This is a genomic window from Acidipropionibacterium virtanenii, from assembly GCF_003325455.1.
Taxonomy (GTDB): Bacteria; Actinomycetota; Actinomycetes; order Propionibacteriales; family Propionibacteriaceae; genus Acidipropionibacterium; species Acidipropionibacterium virtanenii.
Genome location: NZ_CP025198.1, coordinates 3,057,850 through 3,075,874 on the forward strand (window position 1 = coordinate 3,057,850; position 18,025 = coordinate 3,075,874).

Consider the following 18,025-nt stretch of genomic DNA (forward strand, 5'->3'; position numbering starts at 1 on the left):
GCGGGAAGGATCAGGCCGGGCCGATGAGGGAGGCGGTGAGCCCCAGCAGTTCCTCGGCCTGGGCTTCGAAGGTGAGGCCGCCGTCGATGGCACGGCGTCCGGCCGCACCCATCCGGGCGCAGTCGGCCGGATCCTCCAGCATCCGGGCCAGCGTCCCCACCGTCGCATCGACCGACTGCGAGTCCGCGAACTCCCCGGCCCCGTAACCGGCGAACATGTCCTGCCATGCGGGGAAGTCGGAGGCGCAGAAGGGCACCCCGGCGGCCATGTACTCGAAGAGCTTGGTGGGCAGGGAGCGCAGATAGTTCGGCAGGGGCTCCAGGAAGACCAGCCCCACCTGGGCCGAGGCGAGCACGCCCGGCACCTCGGTCGGCCCCACCAGTCCTCGATAGTCGACCAGCCCCTCGGCCACCGCCGCGTCCACCGCCGGCCCGCAGCCCGCCAGGGCACGCCCCGCCAGCACCAGGTGAGCCTGCGGGACTCTCCGGCGCAGCGCCCGCACCACGTCGATCATGAAGGAGAGCTTGCGCTCCTGGGTGAGGTCGCCGGCGTAGACCATCCGTCCAGGGACCGGGGACGGGTCGGCGGTGAAATTCGTGAGCCAGGGATAGTTGTGCACCACCGCGATGTGCCGATTGCGGTATCCGTCGGCCACCGGCTCCGTGGCCGCCACGATCCCGTCTGCCCCCCGGTCCGCCAGCCCGACCAGGCATCGCGCGGCGAGGCGGACCATCGGACGGGTGAGGCGGTTGAGGTAGGGCTTGGTGTCGATCTGCCCGACGAGATCCTCGTGGGCGTCGTAGATCACCTTGCAGCGATGACGGCGCCCCCACAGCAGCGCCATCGGGATGAGCTCGGGGTCGTGGATCTGCAGCAGGTCGGGGCGCAGCCGTCCCAGCACCCGCCATGCCTCCGTCTGTCCCGTCACGATCCGATGCAGCCGTGGCCCTCCGGTGCGGTGCAGGGCGACCACCGGAATGCCGTCGTCGAGGACGTCGGCCTCGGCTCCGATCACCAGATGGAAGTCGTAACCGGCGTCGACCAGGGCCCGCGCCTCCTTGTTGAAGACCCGGTTGTCGTGGCGGTTGTGCACAGTCGAGAGGTGGACGACCCTGGGTCGCCGGTCCCCCGCCGGTTCTGTGGCGGTGGTGCCCATCGCCCTCCTCGTTGTCAGCCCGGTTGTCAGCCGGTCCGTCGCGATGACGGAACCGCGCCCACTCTACGGGTTCCGTCAGATTCTCTGCACGACCCCCGATCCATCGCGATGTTCACAGCATATCCATTTATGTTCACAGTGTTTTCTATGATTATGCACCTTGCCCCCTCAGTAGACTCACTGGTCGGTTAGACTGACCGTCCGTGAACGCACTCGCGGATCCCGCGCGCCCCCGCCGTCGCGGGGCTCCTCGTTCCCTGGTCGGCGCCGGCCTCACGGCGGTCTGTTGCCTGATGACGGTGCTGCTCATCATGCGCGGATCCGGAATCCGCCCGTTCGGCGTCCGATCCAACATCATCGGCGACGACGGCGCGCAGTACCTCGAGTTCTACGCCGTCTTCCGCGACATCCTCACCGGCTCCCACCTGTCCAGCCCGCAGTTCAGCTGGGCGCTGGGGGCGGGAGTGCCCTTCCTGCCCACCTACGCCACCTACCTCGGCGGCCCTTTCACCTTCCTCGTCGCGCTGTTCCCCGCCAACCGCGTCAGCACCGCCATCACCGTGATCGTGGTGGCCAAGCTCGTGGTGGCCTCCGCCGTGATGTACGCACTGCTGCGCACCCTCGGGCCGCGACGCCACCCGTTGCTGGCAGGTCTTCTCGGGATCTCCTACGCCACCTGCACCTGGGTCTTCGATATCGGCTGGTTCAACCAGCAGTGGCTCGACGGTCTCATCGCCTTCCCGGCCCTGGCGCTGGTCGCTCTGCGATGCCGCGGCCCCAAGCACCACCTGTGGCCCGGCGTCCTGGTGGTGGCGCTGTTCTGGTGGTCGAACTTCTACTCGGCCTACATGGCCAGCGTCGGGGCGGTCATCGTGCTGGTGGCCGTCGAGGCTGCCTCCAGCACCGGTCTGCGACGCTCGGCGGCGCGGATAGGGCGCTTCGCCCTGACCGGTGTGCTCGGTGTCGCCCTCACAGCCCCGACCCTGATCCCTACCCTGACGGGCCTGCGGAACGGGTCACCGACGCCCGGAACCGATCTGGCGGCCGTGCGGTGGAGCGGCATCCTGGTGCGACTCCTCCCAATGACCGAGGGGGTCGTCCTCGCCCCGGCGCTGTTCTGCTCCAGCGCCGCGCTACTCCTGGTCCTCGGAATCCCCGCGGCTCTCCACCTGTCCGTCCGCACCCGCGCGGTGCTCGTCGTGGTCGCCGTCGCGGTGCTGGCCTCACTGAAGGCCCCCACTCTGCTGCTGGCCTGGAACGCCTTCCAAGTGCCCCACGGCATGCCCTTCCGCTGCGGCTTCGTGATCAGCGGTCTCATCATCGTCGCCGCCCACACCGCCTGGCCTCCCCGACGCACGCATCCACGCGCCGTCCGCGGGGCGACGGGGCTCCGGCGGGCTCTCACCGCCTCCCGCGACTGGCCCGGGCCCCTCGCCTGGGGCTGCGCGGCGGTGCTCTTCGCACTCCTGTCCAGGATCGTCGAGGGCCCGGGAGAGGAATTCCTCTTCGTCGATCCCAGGGCCGCGCAGCCGGGATGGGCGGCCCTGGGGATCGGGCTGGTCGCATCCCTGGTCGTGACGGCGGCCACCGCGCGGGGCGGTCGCTCCTGGCGGCGGGTCATGTCGGTGGTACTCGTCCTGGCGACCCTCGGCGGGACGGGTTTGACGCTCAGGGAGAACCTGGCCAACAGCCTCTTCGTCAACGTCAAGCTGCGGATCTGGGCCTCCGAGCTGTTCCCGAGGGCGAGCCAGGACGCCGCCAGACTGCGGGCCGCCGAGGCGGCCACCCGGAAGGCCGGCTGGCCGCTGCACCGGGTCAACGTCGACCTGGTGAGCGAGGATCCCATCTGGTCGCGATACAACTCCTCGGGGCGCTACTCGTTCCCCGGGATCAACTACTACAGCACCACGATCGAGGCCTCCACTGCTCGCCCCCTGGTGAACCTGGGGTATTCCGACCGCAACGGCGGACGCACCCTTTATCGGCCGCACGACGAGGTGCTGTCCAGTCTCCTCGCCGCCTATGATCCGCACTCCCGGTTCGATCCGCTCCCGATGGTCCGCACTGTCCCGACCATCAAGCCGCAGGCCGGTCTGTCCACCGACATGGCGACCCGGGAGACACTCCTCGGCGCGCACCTGTACTCCTCTCCGAGGCTGTACCGCGTCACCGGGCGGAGAGAGCGACCCATCGCCTCGCCCCTGGTCGTACCGGCCGGCACCAACCAGGATGTCCGGATCAGCTGCCCGGCCGGGCAGTACGTCGTCTCCCACCAGTACTTCAACGGCATGATGATGCTCCGGAACCGGGATGGCGGTTCGGTGCAGGTCGCCGAGTCCCATGAGATCCCCAAGAAGCGCGTCGTCGGCCCCCACTTCCTCATCAAGTACTCGGACGGCACACCGACAACTGTCGAGTTCAAGGCCAATGGGGCCGTCCCGCCGCAGTTGCGCACCATCGAGCCGGACGGCCTCGCATGCCTGGACCTCAGGCCTCTGGAACGGCAGATCGCTGTCAGCGAGGCACCCTCCTCACTGAGGATCACGCCCTCGCGCATCGAGGCCCGTTTCTCGCAACCTCGCAGCGGCCGACTCGTCGTCGCCACACCTGCCGCCGATGGTTGGCGGTGCCGAGTGGACGGCCGATCGGCACCGATCGAGCCACTGGCCGGGATGCTGGCGGTCAAGACCTCCGGGGCTCGCGAGTTCAGCTGCGGCTACAAGCCTCCGGGCCTGAGCCTCGGCATCTCGGTCGCCGCTCTCGCCGGTCTTGTGATCGTAATCATGGCCACGACCCCGTGGCGACGGGGATTCGGGCAAGGCGAGAGATCGTGACTGAGTCATGCCACGGGAGAGCGTGGAATCGGCTTGAGCACGGTATCGCGCCGGCTCCCCGTCGCCCCCCGGGCGGATCGTTCAACCGTTCAGACATAGCGCACTCCCACGGAAGTTGCAGGAGATCGTCGCCGGCCACGATCGCCGGGGCGCTCGGCAGCGCCGCGTGCGGATTGGCCATCTCCGTGTTGATCCTGAACGCGTCGGGAATCCGGCCTTTCGGACCACGATCCGGCATCCTCGGCGATGAGGGAGCGCAGTACCTTCACTTCTACGCCGTCTTCCGCGACATCATCACCGGATCAGGCCTCTCCAGCCTTCAGTTCAGCTGGGCGCTCGGCACCGGAGTGCCCTTCCTGGCGACCTACGCCACCTATCTGGGTGGCCCGTTCACCTTCCTGGTGGCCCTCTTCCCCGCGAACCGCATCGCCACTGCCCTCTCGGTGATCGTGATGGCCAAGATCGCGGTCGCCGCCGCGGTCATGTTCGGCCTGCTGCGCACCCTCGGCCCCCGCCGTCATCCACTGGTCTCCGGCATACTGGCGGTGGCCTATGCCACCTCGGCCTGGGTCATCGAGGTCGGCTGGCGCAGCCCGCAATGGATGGACGGGCTCATCGCGTTCCCGGCCCTCTGTCTGGTTGCATTGAGATGCCGCGGTCGCCGCCGTCGGCTGTGGCCGGGCGTCCTGGTGGTCGCCCTGTTCTGGTGGTCCAACTACTACACCGCCTACATGGCCAGCCTGGGTTCGGCCATCGTCCTGGTGGCGATCGAGCTGTCGGTCAGCCACAGCCTGCGCGCCTCCGCCGCCCGGGTCGGGCGCTTCGCCCTCACCGGCGTGCTGGGGGTCGCCCTCACCGCCCCAACCCTGATACCCGCACTCGTCGCGATGCACAACGGCGTGCCCTACCCGGCAGCCCCGATCATCCCCCTGCCGTGGTCCAGCATCCTGGTGCGCACGCTTCCGCTCACTGCCGGCGTCGCCCTCACCCCTGCCCTGTTCTGCTCAAGCGCGGCGCTCCTGCTTGTCCTCGGCCTACCCTGTGCCTCCCATCTGAGCCGGCGCCTGCGGCTGGTACTGGTCGGGATCGGCGCCGTGGTGGTCCTCCCATTGCGCATTCCGGCACTGCTGGTGGCATGGAGCGCCTTCGCCGTGCCGCACGGTGGCCCGTTCCGTTTCGCCTTCATCATCTGCGGGCTCCTGGTGCTCGCTGCCCATACCGCATGGCCGCCGCGACACACCGGCCACCCTGTGCGGATGTCCGCGGTCGGGGCCCTCCTGGCCCCGCACGGCTGGCCGGGCCTGCCCGCGTGCGCCTGCGCCGCGGTACTCCTCGGGCTCCTCTCCCGCAACCTCCTCTGCCCGAGGGACAGACTCCTCGTGGTGGCACCTGGCGCAGCAAGTCTCAGCTGGGCCCTTCTCGGGATTGCAGCGACGGCCTCTCTGGCCCTCGCAGCGGTTGCTGTCACAGACACCCCGAGAATCCTCACCTGCGTCGTCCTCATCATCGCCATCGCCGCGGGAATCATTCTCACCCTCCACGAGAATCTGGCGACCGCGGTGCATGTCAATGACAACCTCCGCGACTGGGTCGGAGAGCTCGACACGAAGGCTTCGACCGACCGGTACCGGAACCACAGAGCCGCCGTTCTCACCAGTGAGGCCGGCTGGCCCGCCCACCGGGTGAATGCCCATCTGACCGATTCCGATCCGATGTGGGCCCGGTACAACGCGTCGGGACGCTACTCCTATCCCGGCCTCGGCTACTACAGCACCACAGTGGAGGCGGGCACGGCCGATGCACTGATCGAGCTGGGCTATCGGACGGTCAGCGGCGGCCGCACCCTCTACCGTCCCGACGACGAGGTGCTCTCGGCCCTGCTGGCCGCCCAGGACTCTCGATCGCGGTTCGATCCGATGCCGATGGTCCGACGCGTCCCCGATATCCGGCTGGGCCCCGGACAGCCACCGGACCTGGCTGCCCGCGAGCGTCTGCTCGGCGCCCGGATCTATTCCACGCCGCCCGTCCACAGGATGACCACCGCCGGCCCCGTCCTCGTCTCCGGAGAGTCGATGGTGCCCCGCGGTGGCCATACCGATCTGCAGATAACCTGCCCGGTCGGCCAGTACGTCATCACTCACAGTTATGCCCGTGGCAGCGCCCGGGTCGTGCTGCCCAGTGGCTACACAACAGCCAGCATCGCGAGAGCCGAGGAGACCCAGGACCAAGCCCTGGTGGGTTCCCATTTCCTGGTGAGGAGGTCTGATGGCACGCCGACAACTGTGCGTATCTCCGCCAACGATCGCTTCTTCCCTGGCGACGTCCCTCTGGGGGCCCACCCGCTGGCCTGTCTGGACCCGGCGCCGCTGGAGCGCGAGGTCACCGCAACGCAGATTCCCGCGGGACTGTCCATCTCCCCCGGCCATGTCGAGGCCCGGCTCACCGCCTCACCATCATCCGACCTCGTCGTGATCGCCACGCCAGCGACGAAGGGCTGGAGGTGTCGGGTCGACGGCAAACGCGTTCCCATCACTCCTCTGACCGGCATGTTGTCAGTGCGAGCCCCGGGAGCCGGGACGCTCGCCTGCGGCTATCGCTCCCCGGGCCTGCTCGCCGGCATCGCCGCCGGCGTCGCCTCACTGCTCGCCACCGCACTCATCACCATCGCCCAGCGCCCCCGTCGGGCCGGAAAAGACGAAGAATCATGACCGCCTCGAACCCCCTCTACTCAATCGTGGTCCCCTGCTACAAGGAGGCCGCGAATCTCGTCGAACTGCACCGACGATGCATGGCGGCGCTGAGTTCCCCCACCCGCGACATCGAGCTGATCCTCGTCAACGACGGAAGCCCCGACAACACCCTCGAGGTGGCCGAGAGACTGACCCGCCAGGACCCGCGCGTACGGGTGCTCGGTTTCTCCCGCAACTTCGGCAAGGAGGCCGCCATGCTCGCGGGCCTGCGAGCCGCCAGGGGCGAGGCCGTGGCGATCATGGACGGAGACCTCCAGCACCCCCCGGAGCTGCTTGGCCGGATGGCCGACCACCTGGAGGCCGGAATGGCCGACCAGGTCGTCGCCCGACGCAACCGCACCGGCGACCCCAGAGTGCGCACCGCACTGTCCCACCTGTTCTACGTCGCCATGAACAAATTCGGGAAGATGCATGTCACCGACGGCGAGGGCGATTTCCGAATGATGAGCCGCAAGGCCCTCGACGCCCTGCTGGAACTCACCGAGCGCAACCGCTTCTCCAAGGGCTTGTTCTCCTGGATCGGCTTCCCCACCGACGTCATCGAGTACGAGAACGTCCAGCGCGAGGCCGGAGGCAGCTCCTGGACACTCAGGTCTCTGTTCAACTACGCCATCGACGGCCTCATCGCCTTCAACGAGAAGCCGCTGCGGATGGTCATCCACATCGGCATGCTCAGCCTGACTCTGGCAGTGCTCTACCTGATATGGCTCGTCGTCGAATGGATCCGCCACGGGGTGCAGGTGCCCGGCTACCTCACGACCATCGCCGTGATCGTCTTCCTGTCAGGGGTGCAGATGGTCTGCCTCGGCGTGATGGGCGAGTACGTCGGGCGCACCTACACCGAGACCAAGAAACGGCCGCACTACATCGTGGCCACCGATATCGGAGGGACCGTACCCAGCGACACCAGACGTCTCACGCCGTCGGATGTCCCTGCTCAGGAGCCTCATCTGGAGCAGCGCGCCGATATCCACGCGATCGCACCCCGGCCCGGATCGGGCCAGGATGCCTGAGCCGGACGCCCACACGGCGGGCACCGGGGCCGCGGGTGGCGGGCAGGATCGTGATCGCGTGGATGTCGGCACGGAGAAGTCACCCTCCCGGCAGTGGAGGTTCCGGCTCGCCCGACTGATCCGGTTCGGCATGGTTGGCGTCGCGAACACCGCCGTCTACTACCTCTTCTACCGGATCCTGCTGATCCTGTGGCCCTACCTCGCCGCCCATCTGGTGGCCTGGGCGCTGTCGGTCGTCTTCTCGTTCCTGGCCAACTGCTACTTCACCTACCGGGTGCGGCCCACCTGGAAGAAGCTGCTGGCCTTCCCGGCCACGACGCTGGTGAACGTGGCCTTCTCAACCCTGGGATCGGTGCTGCTGGTGGAGGGCCTGCACGTCGACGAGCGCTACGCGACGGTGCTGGCCGGGATCGCCGCGATCCCCTTCACCTATCTGCTCACGAGCACGATCCTCACCAGCCAGAAGCTGGAGACACCGGCGGCCCGGGCATCTGGCAAGGAAACGCCCCAGGACCCGCAGGACTCCCCGGACGCCTGAGCGGTACCTCCTGGATCAGCCTGGATCAGCGCTCCCCGGTGATCTCGGCGCGCTCCAGCACCTCGGCCACCTTCACGGCGGCGTGACCGTCGCCGTAGGGGTGCCCGGGTTCGCCCTCGGGCGCCGGACGGACGGCCGTCTCGGCCAGGTGCTCGGCATCGGGATCCAGGACGTTCCAGCCGTTGTCGACGGTCTCTGTCCACTCGGTCTCGGTGCGCACCGTGGTACACACGGCCCCCAGCAGGAAGGCCTCCTTCTGCAGGCCGCCGGAGTCGGTGATCACCCCGTCGGCATGCACCACCGCGTTGACCATCTCGGGGTAGGCCAGCGGATCGATGGTGACGAGGTTGCCGCGGGCGATCCGGATGCCGTCGCTCTTCGCACGGGCCCGCAGCCTCGGGTGCACCGGAAGGATGACCTTGCGGTCCAGACCGCCGAGGGCGTCGAGAATGTGCTCCAGCCGGGCCTGCTGATCGGTGTTGTCGGCGCGGTGGATGGTCGCCATGACATAGGGCTCGCCCTCCTCCACCCCGGGTACCGCGCGGGGGCTGGCCAGCACGGAGTCGCGCACCTGCAGGCAGACATCGGTCATGACGTCGCCCACCAGCACCGAGCGCTCGCTCAGTCCCTCATCGGCCAGGTGCTCCATGGCCACCTGGGTCGGCGCCAGGCACAGGTCGGCGGCGTGGTCGGTGAGCACGCGGTTGTGCTCCTCGGGCATCCTGCGGTTGAAGGAGCGCAGGCCCGCCTCCAGGTGAGCCACCGGCAGATGCATCTTGACCGCCGAGAGGGTCCCGGCGATCGTCGAGTTCGTGTCCCCGTAGACCAGCACCCAGTCGGGCGCCATGTCCTCGAGCACCGGGTCGAGCTGCTCGAGCATCCGTCCGGTCATCACGCCGTGGGAGCCTCCGCCCACTCCCAGGTGAAGGTCGGGATCGGGAATTCCCAGTTCGACGAAGAAGGAGTCGGACATGTTGACGTCGTAGTGCTGGCCGGTGTGGATGATCCTGTGATCGATCCCGGCCGCCGCGAAGGCCTTGGCCACCGGGGCCAGCTTCACGAACTGAGGCCTGGCCCCGACGATGCTCACGACTCGCACGGCATTCACTCCTTGGTTGTTGACGTCTGCTGTCAGTACTCTGTGAAAGGGGCCGTCACGCGGCTCGGCCACCTCGATGGGCGCCTCAGTCGCCGACGAGGACCGTGCCCTCGCGTTTCACGGCGCCGCCCTCGACCGCCTTGAGGTTGGGGAACTCGGCCTCGAAGCTGAACTCCTCCTCGATGGCCCGGCGGCCGTTGGCGCCCATCTCGGCGCACCGGTCGGGATCAGCCAGCAGCGCGCGCAGCGCCTCGGCGGCCGCCTCGGCGCCCTGGGAGGTGTCGACGAAGACCCCGCAGTCCTTGCCCTCGAAGAGATCCACCAGAAAGGGCAGGTCGGTGGAGATGAAGGGGATGCCCGCGGCCATGTACTCGAAGAGCTTGGTCGGCAGGGCCTCCTGGTAGTTCTTCAGCGGCTTGAAGAAGGCGATCCCGACCCGCGACTCCGCCAGCACCCGGGGCACCTCCTCGCCAGGGATCCGGCCGAGCCACTCGACCCGCTGCTCGGGTCGCAGGTCCTGGAAGAAGTGCTTCACCTCGGGGTCGGGTTCCCCGGCCACGGTGAGATGGCTCCCGGGAACCTGTTCGATCATCTCGAACATGCGATCCACCTGACGACCCGCCGAGAGCATCCCGGCGTAGACGGCCTGGCCGTCCTTCTTGGCGGCGTCGGCACCCTGCGGATAGTCGGTGAGCAGCGGATAGTTGCGCACCACCGCGCGGTTGGGATTGTGGTAGAAGCTCAGCACGGTCGGCGTCGAGGCGACGATGCCGTCGAAGAACCGGTCGGCGGCGCCGATGACGCCACGGGCGGCGAGCCGGGCCACCGGCTTCACCCAGTCGGCCAGGTACTCCTTGCCCTCGATCTGGCCGATGAGATCCTCGTGGGCGTCGTAGACGGCGGCGCGGCCTCGCAGCCTGCGCCAGGCCAGCACCATCGGGATGAGTTCGGGATCGTGAACGTGGACGACGTCTGGGCTGATCCGGTCGAGTGCCCGCCAGGCACGGAACTGACGGCGGGTGAGGCGGTCCACCCGACCGGTGGCCTCCCCGACCCCCACGACGTGGACCCCGGCAACGATCTCCTCGCCCTCCTGGGCCCCGATGAACCAGATATCGACGCCGGCCTGGGCGAGGCTCGCGCACTCCTTGCGGAAGACGCGGTTGTCGCGGGGGTTGTGCACCGTGGAGAGGTGGCAGACCCGGGCCGATGATGTCATTGAGTACGTCTCCTGCTCCGCGACAACAGTTGGGACGTGGGCGGCGTGCCCACAAGGCCGCTGCGCCCACGGTGAGCCCGCGGCGAGAGAACCAGTGTCGACAACGGCCGATTCTAGCAAGCGCGGCGCGGCGGACGACGGTACCGGGACGGAACCCGCGTCGCGGTGGCGCACACCAGGGCCGCGGCCAGCACCCACTGCAACTGGGTGACCGACTGGACGAGGTAGGTGCTGTTGGCCAGAGACAGCACAGGAAGCGCGCACAGATACCCGATCACCCACCAGCGCGATCCCCCTTCGCCGCGGGCCCGGATCACGGCCACCGCGGCCCACACCATCAGCCCAGCGAGAGCGGTCGTGACGATCAGCCCGTACTGGGAGGAGATCTCCAGCACGCCGAAGTGCGGATTCACCTTCCCATGGGTGTGCCAGCCCAGACCACCGGCACGCACCAGCGCTTCGTAGCCGCCGGGCCCGACCCCCAGCAGCGGGTAGGACGCCGTCAGCGCCAGGCCGACCGCGATCAGGGCGGCGCGCACCGACAACGAGGAGGGCCCCTCGTTGGAGTGGTGGACGATGACCCCCACCACCCGATGGACCGCCATCTCCAGGCCGGACCGGTGCACCGTCACGATCCCCACGACCGCCACCGCAACAGCCACCAGCACCCAGCGTCCCCGCCCGGTGGCCGCCAGCCGCACCGCCGCCGCCAGGGCCAGCGCGGCCATCGCTGAGCGTCCCGAGGTGAGCACCAGCAGCACGCAGGCCACCGCTGCGGCGACGATCATGATCCACCGCCGCCAACGGCCCTCCCACTGCGACCGGACCGCCAGCAGGGGCACCGCGACGGCCATCAGCACGGCATACAGATTGGGGTTGGTGAGCCAGGTCGCCGGGGCCCGGTACACATTGGGACGGCCGATCCAGGCTCCGTTGAGGTAGGTGGTCAGGTGCCTGGATGTGAGGTATTCCCAGGCGGCCACCGGGAGGCTGAGCAGCACTGCCAGCGTCCAGCCGCGGGCCAGCCAGGTCACCGGGTCGAAGCGGCGCAGCCGCACCACCGCCCACATCCCCGCCAGGCCCAGGGCCACCGCCGCCAACTCGCTCCAGCGCCGCCCGGCGGCTCCGAGGACGACGTCGAGACCCCCCACGCCCAGCCACAGCACCGCCAGCCCGGCGATCACCAGGCTCGCCCGGTGGCGTCGTCCACAGATCACTGCGAGCACGACCAGGGCGATCAGCAGCACCCGGAAGGCGAAGACCGGCCCGTGGCCGGCCCAGGGCCCCAGCAGGGCCGCGACCGGCAGGGCGCCGACCAGCACGCCCACCAGGCGGGGGAGACCACTCCCCCAGCGTCCGCGGGTCGGGTCCGGGGCCGCGGCGGGCAGCGCCCTCCGCGGCCCCGGTGCGGGCGTGCTGCCCTTCATGGGATCTCGGCCCGGCATGGGATCCTTGAGCGTCCGGGGGCCGGACTCAGATCCTCAGCGCGCCTCTCCGTCGCCGACGACGATCACCTCGACGCCCTCCCAGTTCGCCGGGTCGACGACGTGACGGCCGTCCACCAGCACCCTGATGCCGGGCAGATCGTTGGGGCCCAGGTCCTTGTACTCGGGATGGTCGGCCTGCAGCAGGGCGCCGTCGACGGCCTCACCGATGTGATACGGGGTGAAGCCGAACTTCTCCAGCTCGGCGTCGGTGAACATCGGGTCGTGGACGGTGACCTCCGCCCCGGCGTCGACCAGATCCTTGACCGTCGGGAAGACCCCGGAGAACGCGGTCTCCTTCACCTTGCCGCGGTAGGAGGCGCCGAGCACGACGATCTTCTGGCCCTTCAGATCGCCCAGCACCGAGGCGGCCTGGTCGACGCAGTACTGCGGCATGGTCATATTGGCCTGCCGGGCGGTGCGCACGATGGAGGCGTCGGGATCGGTCCACAGGTAGAGCCGCGGGTAGACCGGGATGCAGTGGCCGCCGACGGCGATGCCGGGACGGTGGATGTGCGAGTAGGGCTGGGAGTTGCAGGCGTCGATGACCTTGTAGACGTCGATGCCGTTCTTGTCGGCGAACTTGCCGAACTGGTTGGCCAGGCCGATGTTGACGTCGCGGTAGGTGGTCTCGGCGAGCTTCGCCATCTCGGCGGCCTCGGCGGTGCCCATGTTCCAGACGCCGTTGGGCCGGGGCAGGTCGGGGCGGTCGTCGAAGTCCAGCAGCTGCTCGTACAGCTCGATGCCCTTGGCGGTGCCCTCGGCGCTCAGTCCGCCCACCAGCTTGGGGTAGCGGCGCAGGTCGGCGAAGACGCGGCCGGTGAGCACCCGCTCGGGGGAGAACACCAGGGTGAAGTCCTCGCCCTCCTTGAGGCCCGAGATCTCCTCGATGAGGGGCTTCCAGCGGTTGCGGGTGGTGCCCACCGGCAGCGTGGTCTCGTAGGAGATGACCGTGTCCTTGGTCAGGTGGGCGGCCAGCGACCTCGTGGCGTCGTCCATCCAGCCGAAGTCGGGCTCCCAGGTCTCGTCGTTGACGAACAGCGGCACCACCAGGACGACGGCGTCGGCGTCGGGGATCGCGTCGGCGTAGTCGGTGGTGGCGCGCAGCTTTCCGGCCGGTACGAGCTTCTTGAGCTTCTCGTCCAGGAAGGCCTCGCCGGGGAACGGCTCGTTGCCCTTGTTCACCTCGTCGACGACCCTCTGCTGGACGTCGACGCCGACGACGTCGTGTCCCTTCTCGGCGAACTGCACGGCCAGGGGCAGGCCGATCTTGCCCATGGCGACGACGGCGATCTTCATACGGTGGCTCCTCATGAGACGGACTGTGAGCGGCCCCCCGCAGGGCCCTGCGGGCGGCGATCGGAGCCAGTCTATCCGGGGACCGCGGCGTCCGGCCCTTCGGATCCCGGCCCTTCATCACCACACCCGGGCATCCGGGTCAAGTCCCCCGGCCATGAGTCGTGTTACAACTTGTTAACAGCGGTCACAGTTCTGCAACAATCGCCCTGAGAAAGTGGTGAAATGCCCGCCGGTTCGCCGACAGCCAATTAGCCTTCCGGCATGGCAGCATTCAACCGCGAGGACACGGGCCCCCTGGTGCACACCATCGGGAAGCCGATCGTCGAGCTCTCCCACGTCGACAAGCATTTCGGCGACCTGCACGTGCTCCAGGACATCAACCTCACCGTCGCCAAGGGCGAGGTGGTCGTGGTCCTGGGCCCCTCGGGTTCGGGCAAATCCACCCTGTGCCGCACCATCAACCGCCTGGAGACCATCGACTCGGGCACCATCACCATCGACGGCACCCCCCTGCCGACCGAGGGCAGGCCGCTCGCCCAGCTGCGCGCCGAGGTGGGCATGGTCTTCCAGTCCTTCAATCTCTTCGCCCACAAGACGATCCTCGAGAACGTCATGCTCGGGCCCCTCAAGGTCCGCAAGAAGCCGAAGACCGAGGCGGAGAAGCAGGCCCGCGACATCCTCGAACGGGTCGGGGTGGCCAACCAGGCCGCCAAGTACCCGGCCCAGCTGTCCGGCGGCCAGCAGCAGCGCGTCGCGATCGCCCGCTCACTGGCGATGGAGCCCCAGGTGATGCTCTTCGACGAGCCCACCTCGGCCCTGGATCCCGAGATGGTGCAGGAGGTGCTCGACGTCATGGTCTCCCTGGCCCGCGGGGGCATGACGATGATCGTCGTCACCCACGAGATGGGATTCGCCCGCAAGGCCGCCAACCGCGTCGTCTTCATGTCCGACGGTCAGATCATCGAGACCGCCGACCCGGAGTCCTTCTTCGACAACCCGACCAGCGACCGCGCCCGGGACTTCCTCGGCAAGATCCTGCACTGAGCCTTTCCTCCACCGTCTTCCCCAGCCCGGCCCACAACCAGGAAGAAGCACACCATGTCACTGCGTAAAGTCGCGGCCGCCGTCGGCGCCGCCGCCCTGAGCCTGTCGCTGCTGTCCGGCTGCGTCGCCGGCTCCGACGACTCCTCCTCGGGATCCGGCGACTCCTCGTCGGGCGGCTCGATCACCATCGGCATCAAGTACGACCAGCCCGGCCTCGGGCTCAAGGACGGCTCGTCCTACAAGGGATTCGACGTCGACGTCGCCACCTACGTCGCCAAGGACCTCGGCTACAGCTCGGTGAAGTTCGTCGAGACGCCGTCGGCCCAGCGCGAGACGATGCTGCAGTCCGGCCAGGTCAAGATGATCTTCGCCACCTACTCCATCACCGCGGAGCGCGAGCAGAAGGTCTCCTTCGGCGGGCCCTACTTCATCGCCGGCCAGGACCTCCTGGTGAAGGCCGACAACAAGGACATCACCGGCCCGGACTCCCTCGACGGCAAGAAGCTGTGCTCGGTGACCGGCTCGACCTCGGCCCAGAAGATCAAGGACAGCTACTCCTCGAAGGTCGACCTGCAGGAGTACGACACCTACTCCAAGTGCGTCGCCGCCCTGTCGGCGGGCACCATCGACGCCGTCACCACCGACGACATCATCCTCGCCGGATTCGCCTCCCAGTCCCAGTACAAGGGCAAGCTGAAGGTCGTCGGCAAGCCGTTCACCACCGAGAAGTACGGCGTCGGCATCAAGAAGGGCGACACCGCCCTGGCCAAGAAGGTCAACGCCTCGGTCAAGAAGATGATCGACGACGGCTCATGGGAGAAGGCGCTGAAGGCCAACACCCCGGAGTTCAGCTACAACAAGAAGGTCAACCCGCCGAACCCGACGTCGGGGCAGTGAGCCTGAGCTCCCGAAGTTCCCGTCCCCACACCCCCGCCCGGCCGGCATCAAGGCCCGTGCCGGGCGGGGGTTCCCGTCCTCTCACCTCGGAGGTGATCAATGTCCGGCCTGACCGAGCTGATGCGCCAGTATGACGTCCTGTCCGGTTTCTGGATGACGATCAAGTTGACACTCGTCGCGGCGGTCGGCGCGATGATCCTCGGCACCGTCGTCGCCATCATGCGGGTCTCCCCCGTCAAGGCCTTCCAGGTCTTCGGCAGGGGATACGTCAACACCATCCGCAACACTCCGCTGACCGTGATCGTCACCTTCTGCGCCCTGGCCTTCTACAACGTGCTGGCCTGGCAACTCGCCGGACCGGACGCCCGATCCGCCACCCAGCTGTTCTGGTGGGGCGTGGTGGCCCTGTCGGTGTACCACTCGACCTTCGTGGCCGAGGGCATCCGGTCTGGCATCAACACCGTCCCCGTCGGGCAGGCCGAGGCTGCCCGCTCCATCGGGCTCACCTTCGGCCAGACCCTGAGCCAGATCATCCTTCCCCAGGCGATGCGCGGGGCCATCACCCCGCTCGGCAACACCCTCATCTCGCTCACCAAGAACACCACGGTGGTCTCGGCGATCGGGGTGGCGGAGGCCTCCTACGTGATGAAGAACATGATCGAGTTCTCCCCCCAGCTCATCTATGCGATCTTCCTGCTGATGGCCCTCGGATTCGTCATCCTCACCCTGCCCATCGGCGCGCTCGTGTCCTGGGCCTCGACCAGGATGGCGGTGCAGCGATGAGCAACTCGGTTCTCTTCGACGTCCCCGGCCCCAGGGCGCTGCGGCGCCACCGGGCGATCGGCGTCATCGGGGTCGTCCTCGGCCTCGTCCTGGCGGCCCTGCTGATCTACGGCCTGCGCAGCCAGCTCGGCTGGGACGCATGGTCGGCCATCTTCACCGGCGGCGCCTGGCTCAACTACTTCCTGCCCGGCATCCTCAACACCCTCCAGGCCGCCGCGGCGTCACTGGTCCTGGCGTCGATCCTGGGCTTCATCCTGGCCCTCGGCCGGATGAGCTTCGTGCGTCCGGTCCGCTGGATCTGCTCGGTGCTGGTGGAGTTCTTCCGGGCGGTCCCGGTGCTTATGGCGATGCTCTTCTTCTACTACCTGATGGTCTTCGCCCAGCCCTTCGACACCCTCGTCGACCCCGCGCTGAAGGGGCTGGTCGGGGTCATCGCCGGCCTCACCTTCTACAACGGCGCCGTGATGGCCGAGCTGCTGCGCGCCGGCGTCAACTCCCTGCCCAGGGGCCAGACCGAGGCCGGGCTGTCGGTGGGCCTGTCCCTGGGCCAGACCCGCACGATGATCCTGCTGCCCCAGGCCATCACGGCGATGATGCCCGCACTGGTGAGCCAGCTCGTCATCATCGTCAAGGACACCGCACTCGGGTACATCATCACCTACCCGGAGCTGCTGCGCTCGGCCACCAACCTGTCCAGCGGCGGCACGAACATCATCCCGGTGTTCCTCGTGGCGGCCCTGCTGTTCATCATCATCAACTACGCCCTGAGCAACTTCGCCGAGCACCTCCAGGACCGGATGCGCAGGCGCCGCGGCGGGCATGTCGTGACCATCGAGGAGGCCCACCAGGGCTCCTTCCTCGCCGACGAGGGGGCCCTCGAGGAGGCGGTGGACCAGCACCGGGCTGATTGACGGAGGAGCCGACCCCTCCACGTCGCTTCGCTCCTTCCTCCCCGATGCACCGGCAATTTCTCTCTCCCGAACCCCGGATCGGGCGTCACCGACAACGGCTCGGCGGTTCTGGAACGAGAAAATGTCGGTGCCCCGTCGGGGGCCGGTAGACTCCGGGGACGTTCCCACACGTTCCCACAGGAGGCTACAAGATGTACCCCGCCGAACGGCACAAGTGGCTCATCGACACCGCCGCCGATGAGGGGCGCGTCTCCGTCTCCCGGGCCTCCGAGGAGCTGGGCGTCGTCCCCGAGACCATCCGCCGGGATCTCGAGACCCTCGCCTCCCAGGGGCTTCTCCGCCGGGTCCATGGCGGGGCGATACCTGCCAGCTTCGACACGCTCGGGGACCAGCCGCTCGACACCCGCGACTCCTCGGCGGTCGCCGAGAAGGAGGCCATCGCCCGGGCGGCACTCGCCTACCTGCCCGACGGCCGGGGCTCCGTCGTCCTGGACGCCGGCTCCACGACCGGCCGTTTCGCCGCACTGGTGCCCGCCTCCTCGCGGCTCACCGTCTTCACGGACTCCGCCCCGATCGCATCGGTGGTGGCCGCCCGCACCGCCTGCGACGTCCAGCTCATCGGGGGGCGCGTCCGATCCACCACCCAGGCCACCGTCGGCAACAGCCGCGAGATCGAACGGCTACGCGTCGACGTCGCCTTCATCGGCACCAACGGCGTCTCATTCAGCCACGGCTTCTCCACCCCCGATATCGAGGAGGCCGCCACCAAAGCGGCCATGGTCGCCTGCGCCCACACCGTCGTGGCACTGGTGGACTCCCGCAAGATCGGTGCCGAATCGACCGCGCGCTTCGCCGAGATCTCCGACATCGACGTCCTCATCACCGACGACGCCATCACCGACCGCCAACGACAAGGCCTCGAGCAGGAGGGCCTGACGGTGGTCGTCGCTGTGTCTTGACGGGGCAACCCCTCTCCGCTCGCCAGGGCTCGCTGGCCC

The 18,025-nt window shown here is 68.4% G+C and carries 14 protein-coding genes; 9 read left to right on the plus strand and 5 right to left on the minus strand.

Features of this window, described 5'->3' with window-relative positions:
- Positions 1 to 10: 10 nt before the first annotated feature.
- Positions 11 to 1,156 carry a glycosyltransferase gene (locus JS278_RS14155; RefSeq protein ID WP_114045755.1) on the minus strand — a complete coding sequence of 382 codons (1,146 nt, stop codon included), beginning with the start codon at positions 1,154 to 1,156 and terminating at the stop codon, positions 11 to 13.
- A 203-nt stretch (positions 1,157 to 1,359) separates the two neighbouring features.
- Between JS278_RS14155 and JS278_RS14160 the strand changes: the two genes are divergently transcribed.
- The 4 genes from JS278_RS14160 to JS278_RS14175 all read left to right on the plus strand — a co-directional run bounded on the left by JS278_RS14160 (position 1,360) and on the right by JS278_RS14175 (position 8,291).
- On the plus strand, positions 1,360 to 3,990 hold the full coding sequence (locus JS278_RS14160; protein WP_147243233.1) for a YfhO family protein: 2,631 nt from the start codon (positions 1,360 to 1,362) through the stop codon (positions 3,988 to 3,990).
- 185 nt (positions 3,991 to 4,175) lie between these two features.
- The gene (locus tag JS278_RS14165) at positions 4,176 to 6,698 is read left to right on the plus strand and encodes a YfhO family protein (RefSeq protein ID WP_181833748.1); all 2,523 of its coding nucleotides are present in this window, start codon (positions 4,176 to 4,178) and stop codon (positions 6,696 to 6,698) included.
- On the plus strand, positions 6,695 to 7,753 hold the full coding sequence (locus tag JS278_RS14170; RefSeq protein WP_114045757.1) for a glycosyltransferase family 2 protein: 1,059 nt from the start codon (positions 6,695 to 6,697) through the stop codon (positions 7,751 to 7,753). The genes JS278_RS14165 and JS278_RS14170 overlap by 4 nt, the downstream gene beginning before the upstream one ends.
- A gap of 58 nt (positions 7,754 to 7,811) precedes the next feature.
- Entirely contained in the window at positions 7,812 to 8,291 is a 480-nt protein-coding gene (locus JS278_RS14175) for a GtrA family protein (protein WP_245935127.1), read from the plus strand.
- A 25-nt stretch (positions 8,292 to 8,316) separates the two neighbouring features.
- On the opposite strand, the gene wecB is transcribed toward JS278_RS14175, so the two are convergent.
- From wecB to JS278_RS14195, 4 genes are all read right to left on the minus strand, one after another.
- Positions 8,317 to 9,390: a non-hydrolyzing UDP-N-acetylglucosamine 2-epimerase gene (wecB, locus tag JS278_RS14180; RefSeq protein WP_114045759.1), complete on the minus strand. Its 1,074-nt coding sequence runs from the start codon at positions 9,388 to 9,390 to the stop codon at positions 8,317 to 8,319.
- A gap of 85 nt (positions 9,391 to 9,475) precedes the next feature.
- Entirely contained in the window at positions 9,476 to 10,609 is a 1,134-nt protein-coding gene (locus tag JS278_RS14185) for a glycosyltransferase family 4 protein (protein ID WP_114045760.1), read from the minus strand.
- Positions 10,610 to 10,722: 113 nt separating this feature from the next.
- On the minus strand, positions 10,723 to 12,036 hold the full coding sequence (locus tag JS278_RS14190) for an O-antigen ligase family protein (protein ID WP_114045761.1): 1,314 nt from the start codon (positions 12,034 to 12,036) through the stop codon (positions 10,723 to 10,725).
- Positions 12,037 to 12,090: 54 nt separating this feature from the next.
- Positions 12,091 to 13,392 (minus strand): nucleotide sugar dehydrogenase, encoded by a 1,302-nt coding sequence (locus JS278_RS14195; RefSeq protein ID WP_114045762.1) that lies wholly within the window; start codon positions 13,390 to 13,392, stop codon positions 12,091 to 12,093.
- Positions 13,393 to 13,653: 261 nt separating this feature from the next.
- Between JS278_RS14195 and JS278_RS14200 the strand changes: the two genes are divergently transcribed.
- The 5 genes from JS278_RS14200 (at position 13,654) to JS278_RS14220 (ending at position 17,986) form a co-directional block, all read left to right on the plus strand.
- On the plus strand, positions 13,654 to 14,436 hold the full coding sequence (locus JS278_RS14200) for an amino acid ABC transporter ATP-binding protein (protein ID WP_114045763.1): 783 nt from the start codon (positions 13,654 to 13,656) through the stop codon (positions 14,434 to 14,436).
- 54 nt (positions 14,437 to 14,490) lie between these two features.
- Positions 14,491 to 15,333 carry a glutamate ABC transporter substrate-binding protein gene (locus tag JS278_RS14205; RefSeq protein WP_114045764.1) on the plus strand — a complete coding sequence of 281 codons (843 nt, stop codon included), beginning with the start codon at positions 14,491 to 14,493 and terminating at the stop codon, positions 15,331 to 15,333.
- Positions 15,334 to 15,432: 99 nt separating this feature from the next.
- The gene (locus JS278_RS14210) at positions 15,433 to 16,116 is read left to right on the plus strand and encodes an amino acid ABC transporter permease (RefSeq protein ID WP_114045765.1); all 684 of its coding nucleotides are present in this window, start codon (positions 15,433 to 15,435) and stop codon (positions 16,114 to 16,116) included.
- Entirely contained in the window at positions 16,113 to 17,027 is a 915-nt protein-coding gene (locus JS278_RS14215) for an amino acid ABC transporter permease (RefSeq protein WP_114045766.1), read from the plus strand. The genes JS278_RS14210 and JS278_RS14215 overlap by 4 nt, the downstream gene beginning before the upstream one ends.
- Before the next feature lie 191 nt (positions 17,028 to 17,218).
- Complete coding sequence (locus tag JS278_RS14220) at positions 17,219 to 17,986, plus strand: DeoR/GlpR family DNA-binding transcription regulator (protein WP_114045767.1); 768 nt, start codon at positions 17,219 to 17,221, stop codon at positions 17,984 to 17,986.
- Positions 17,987 to 18,025: the final 39 nt, after the last annotated feature.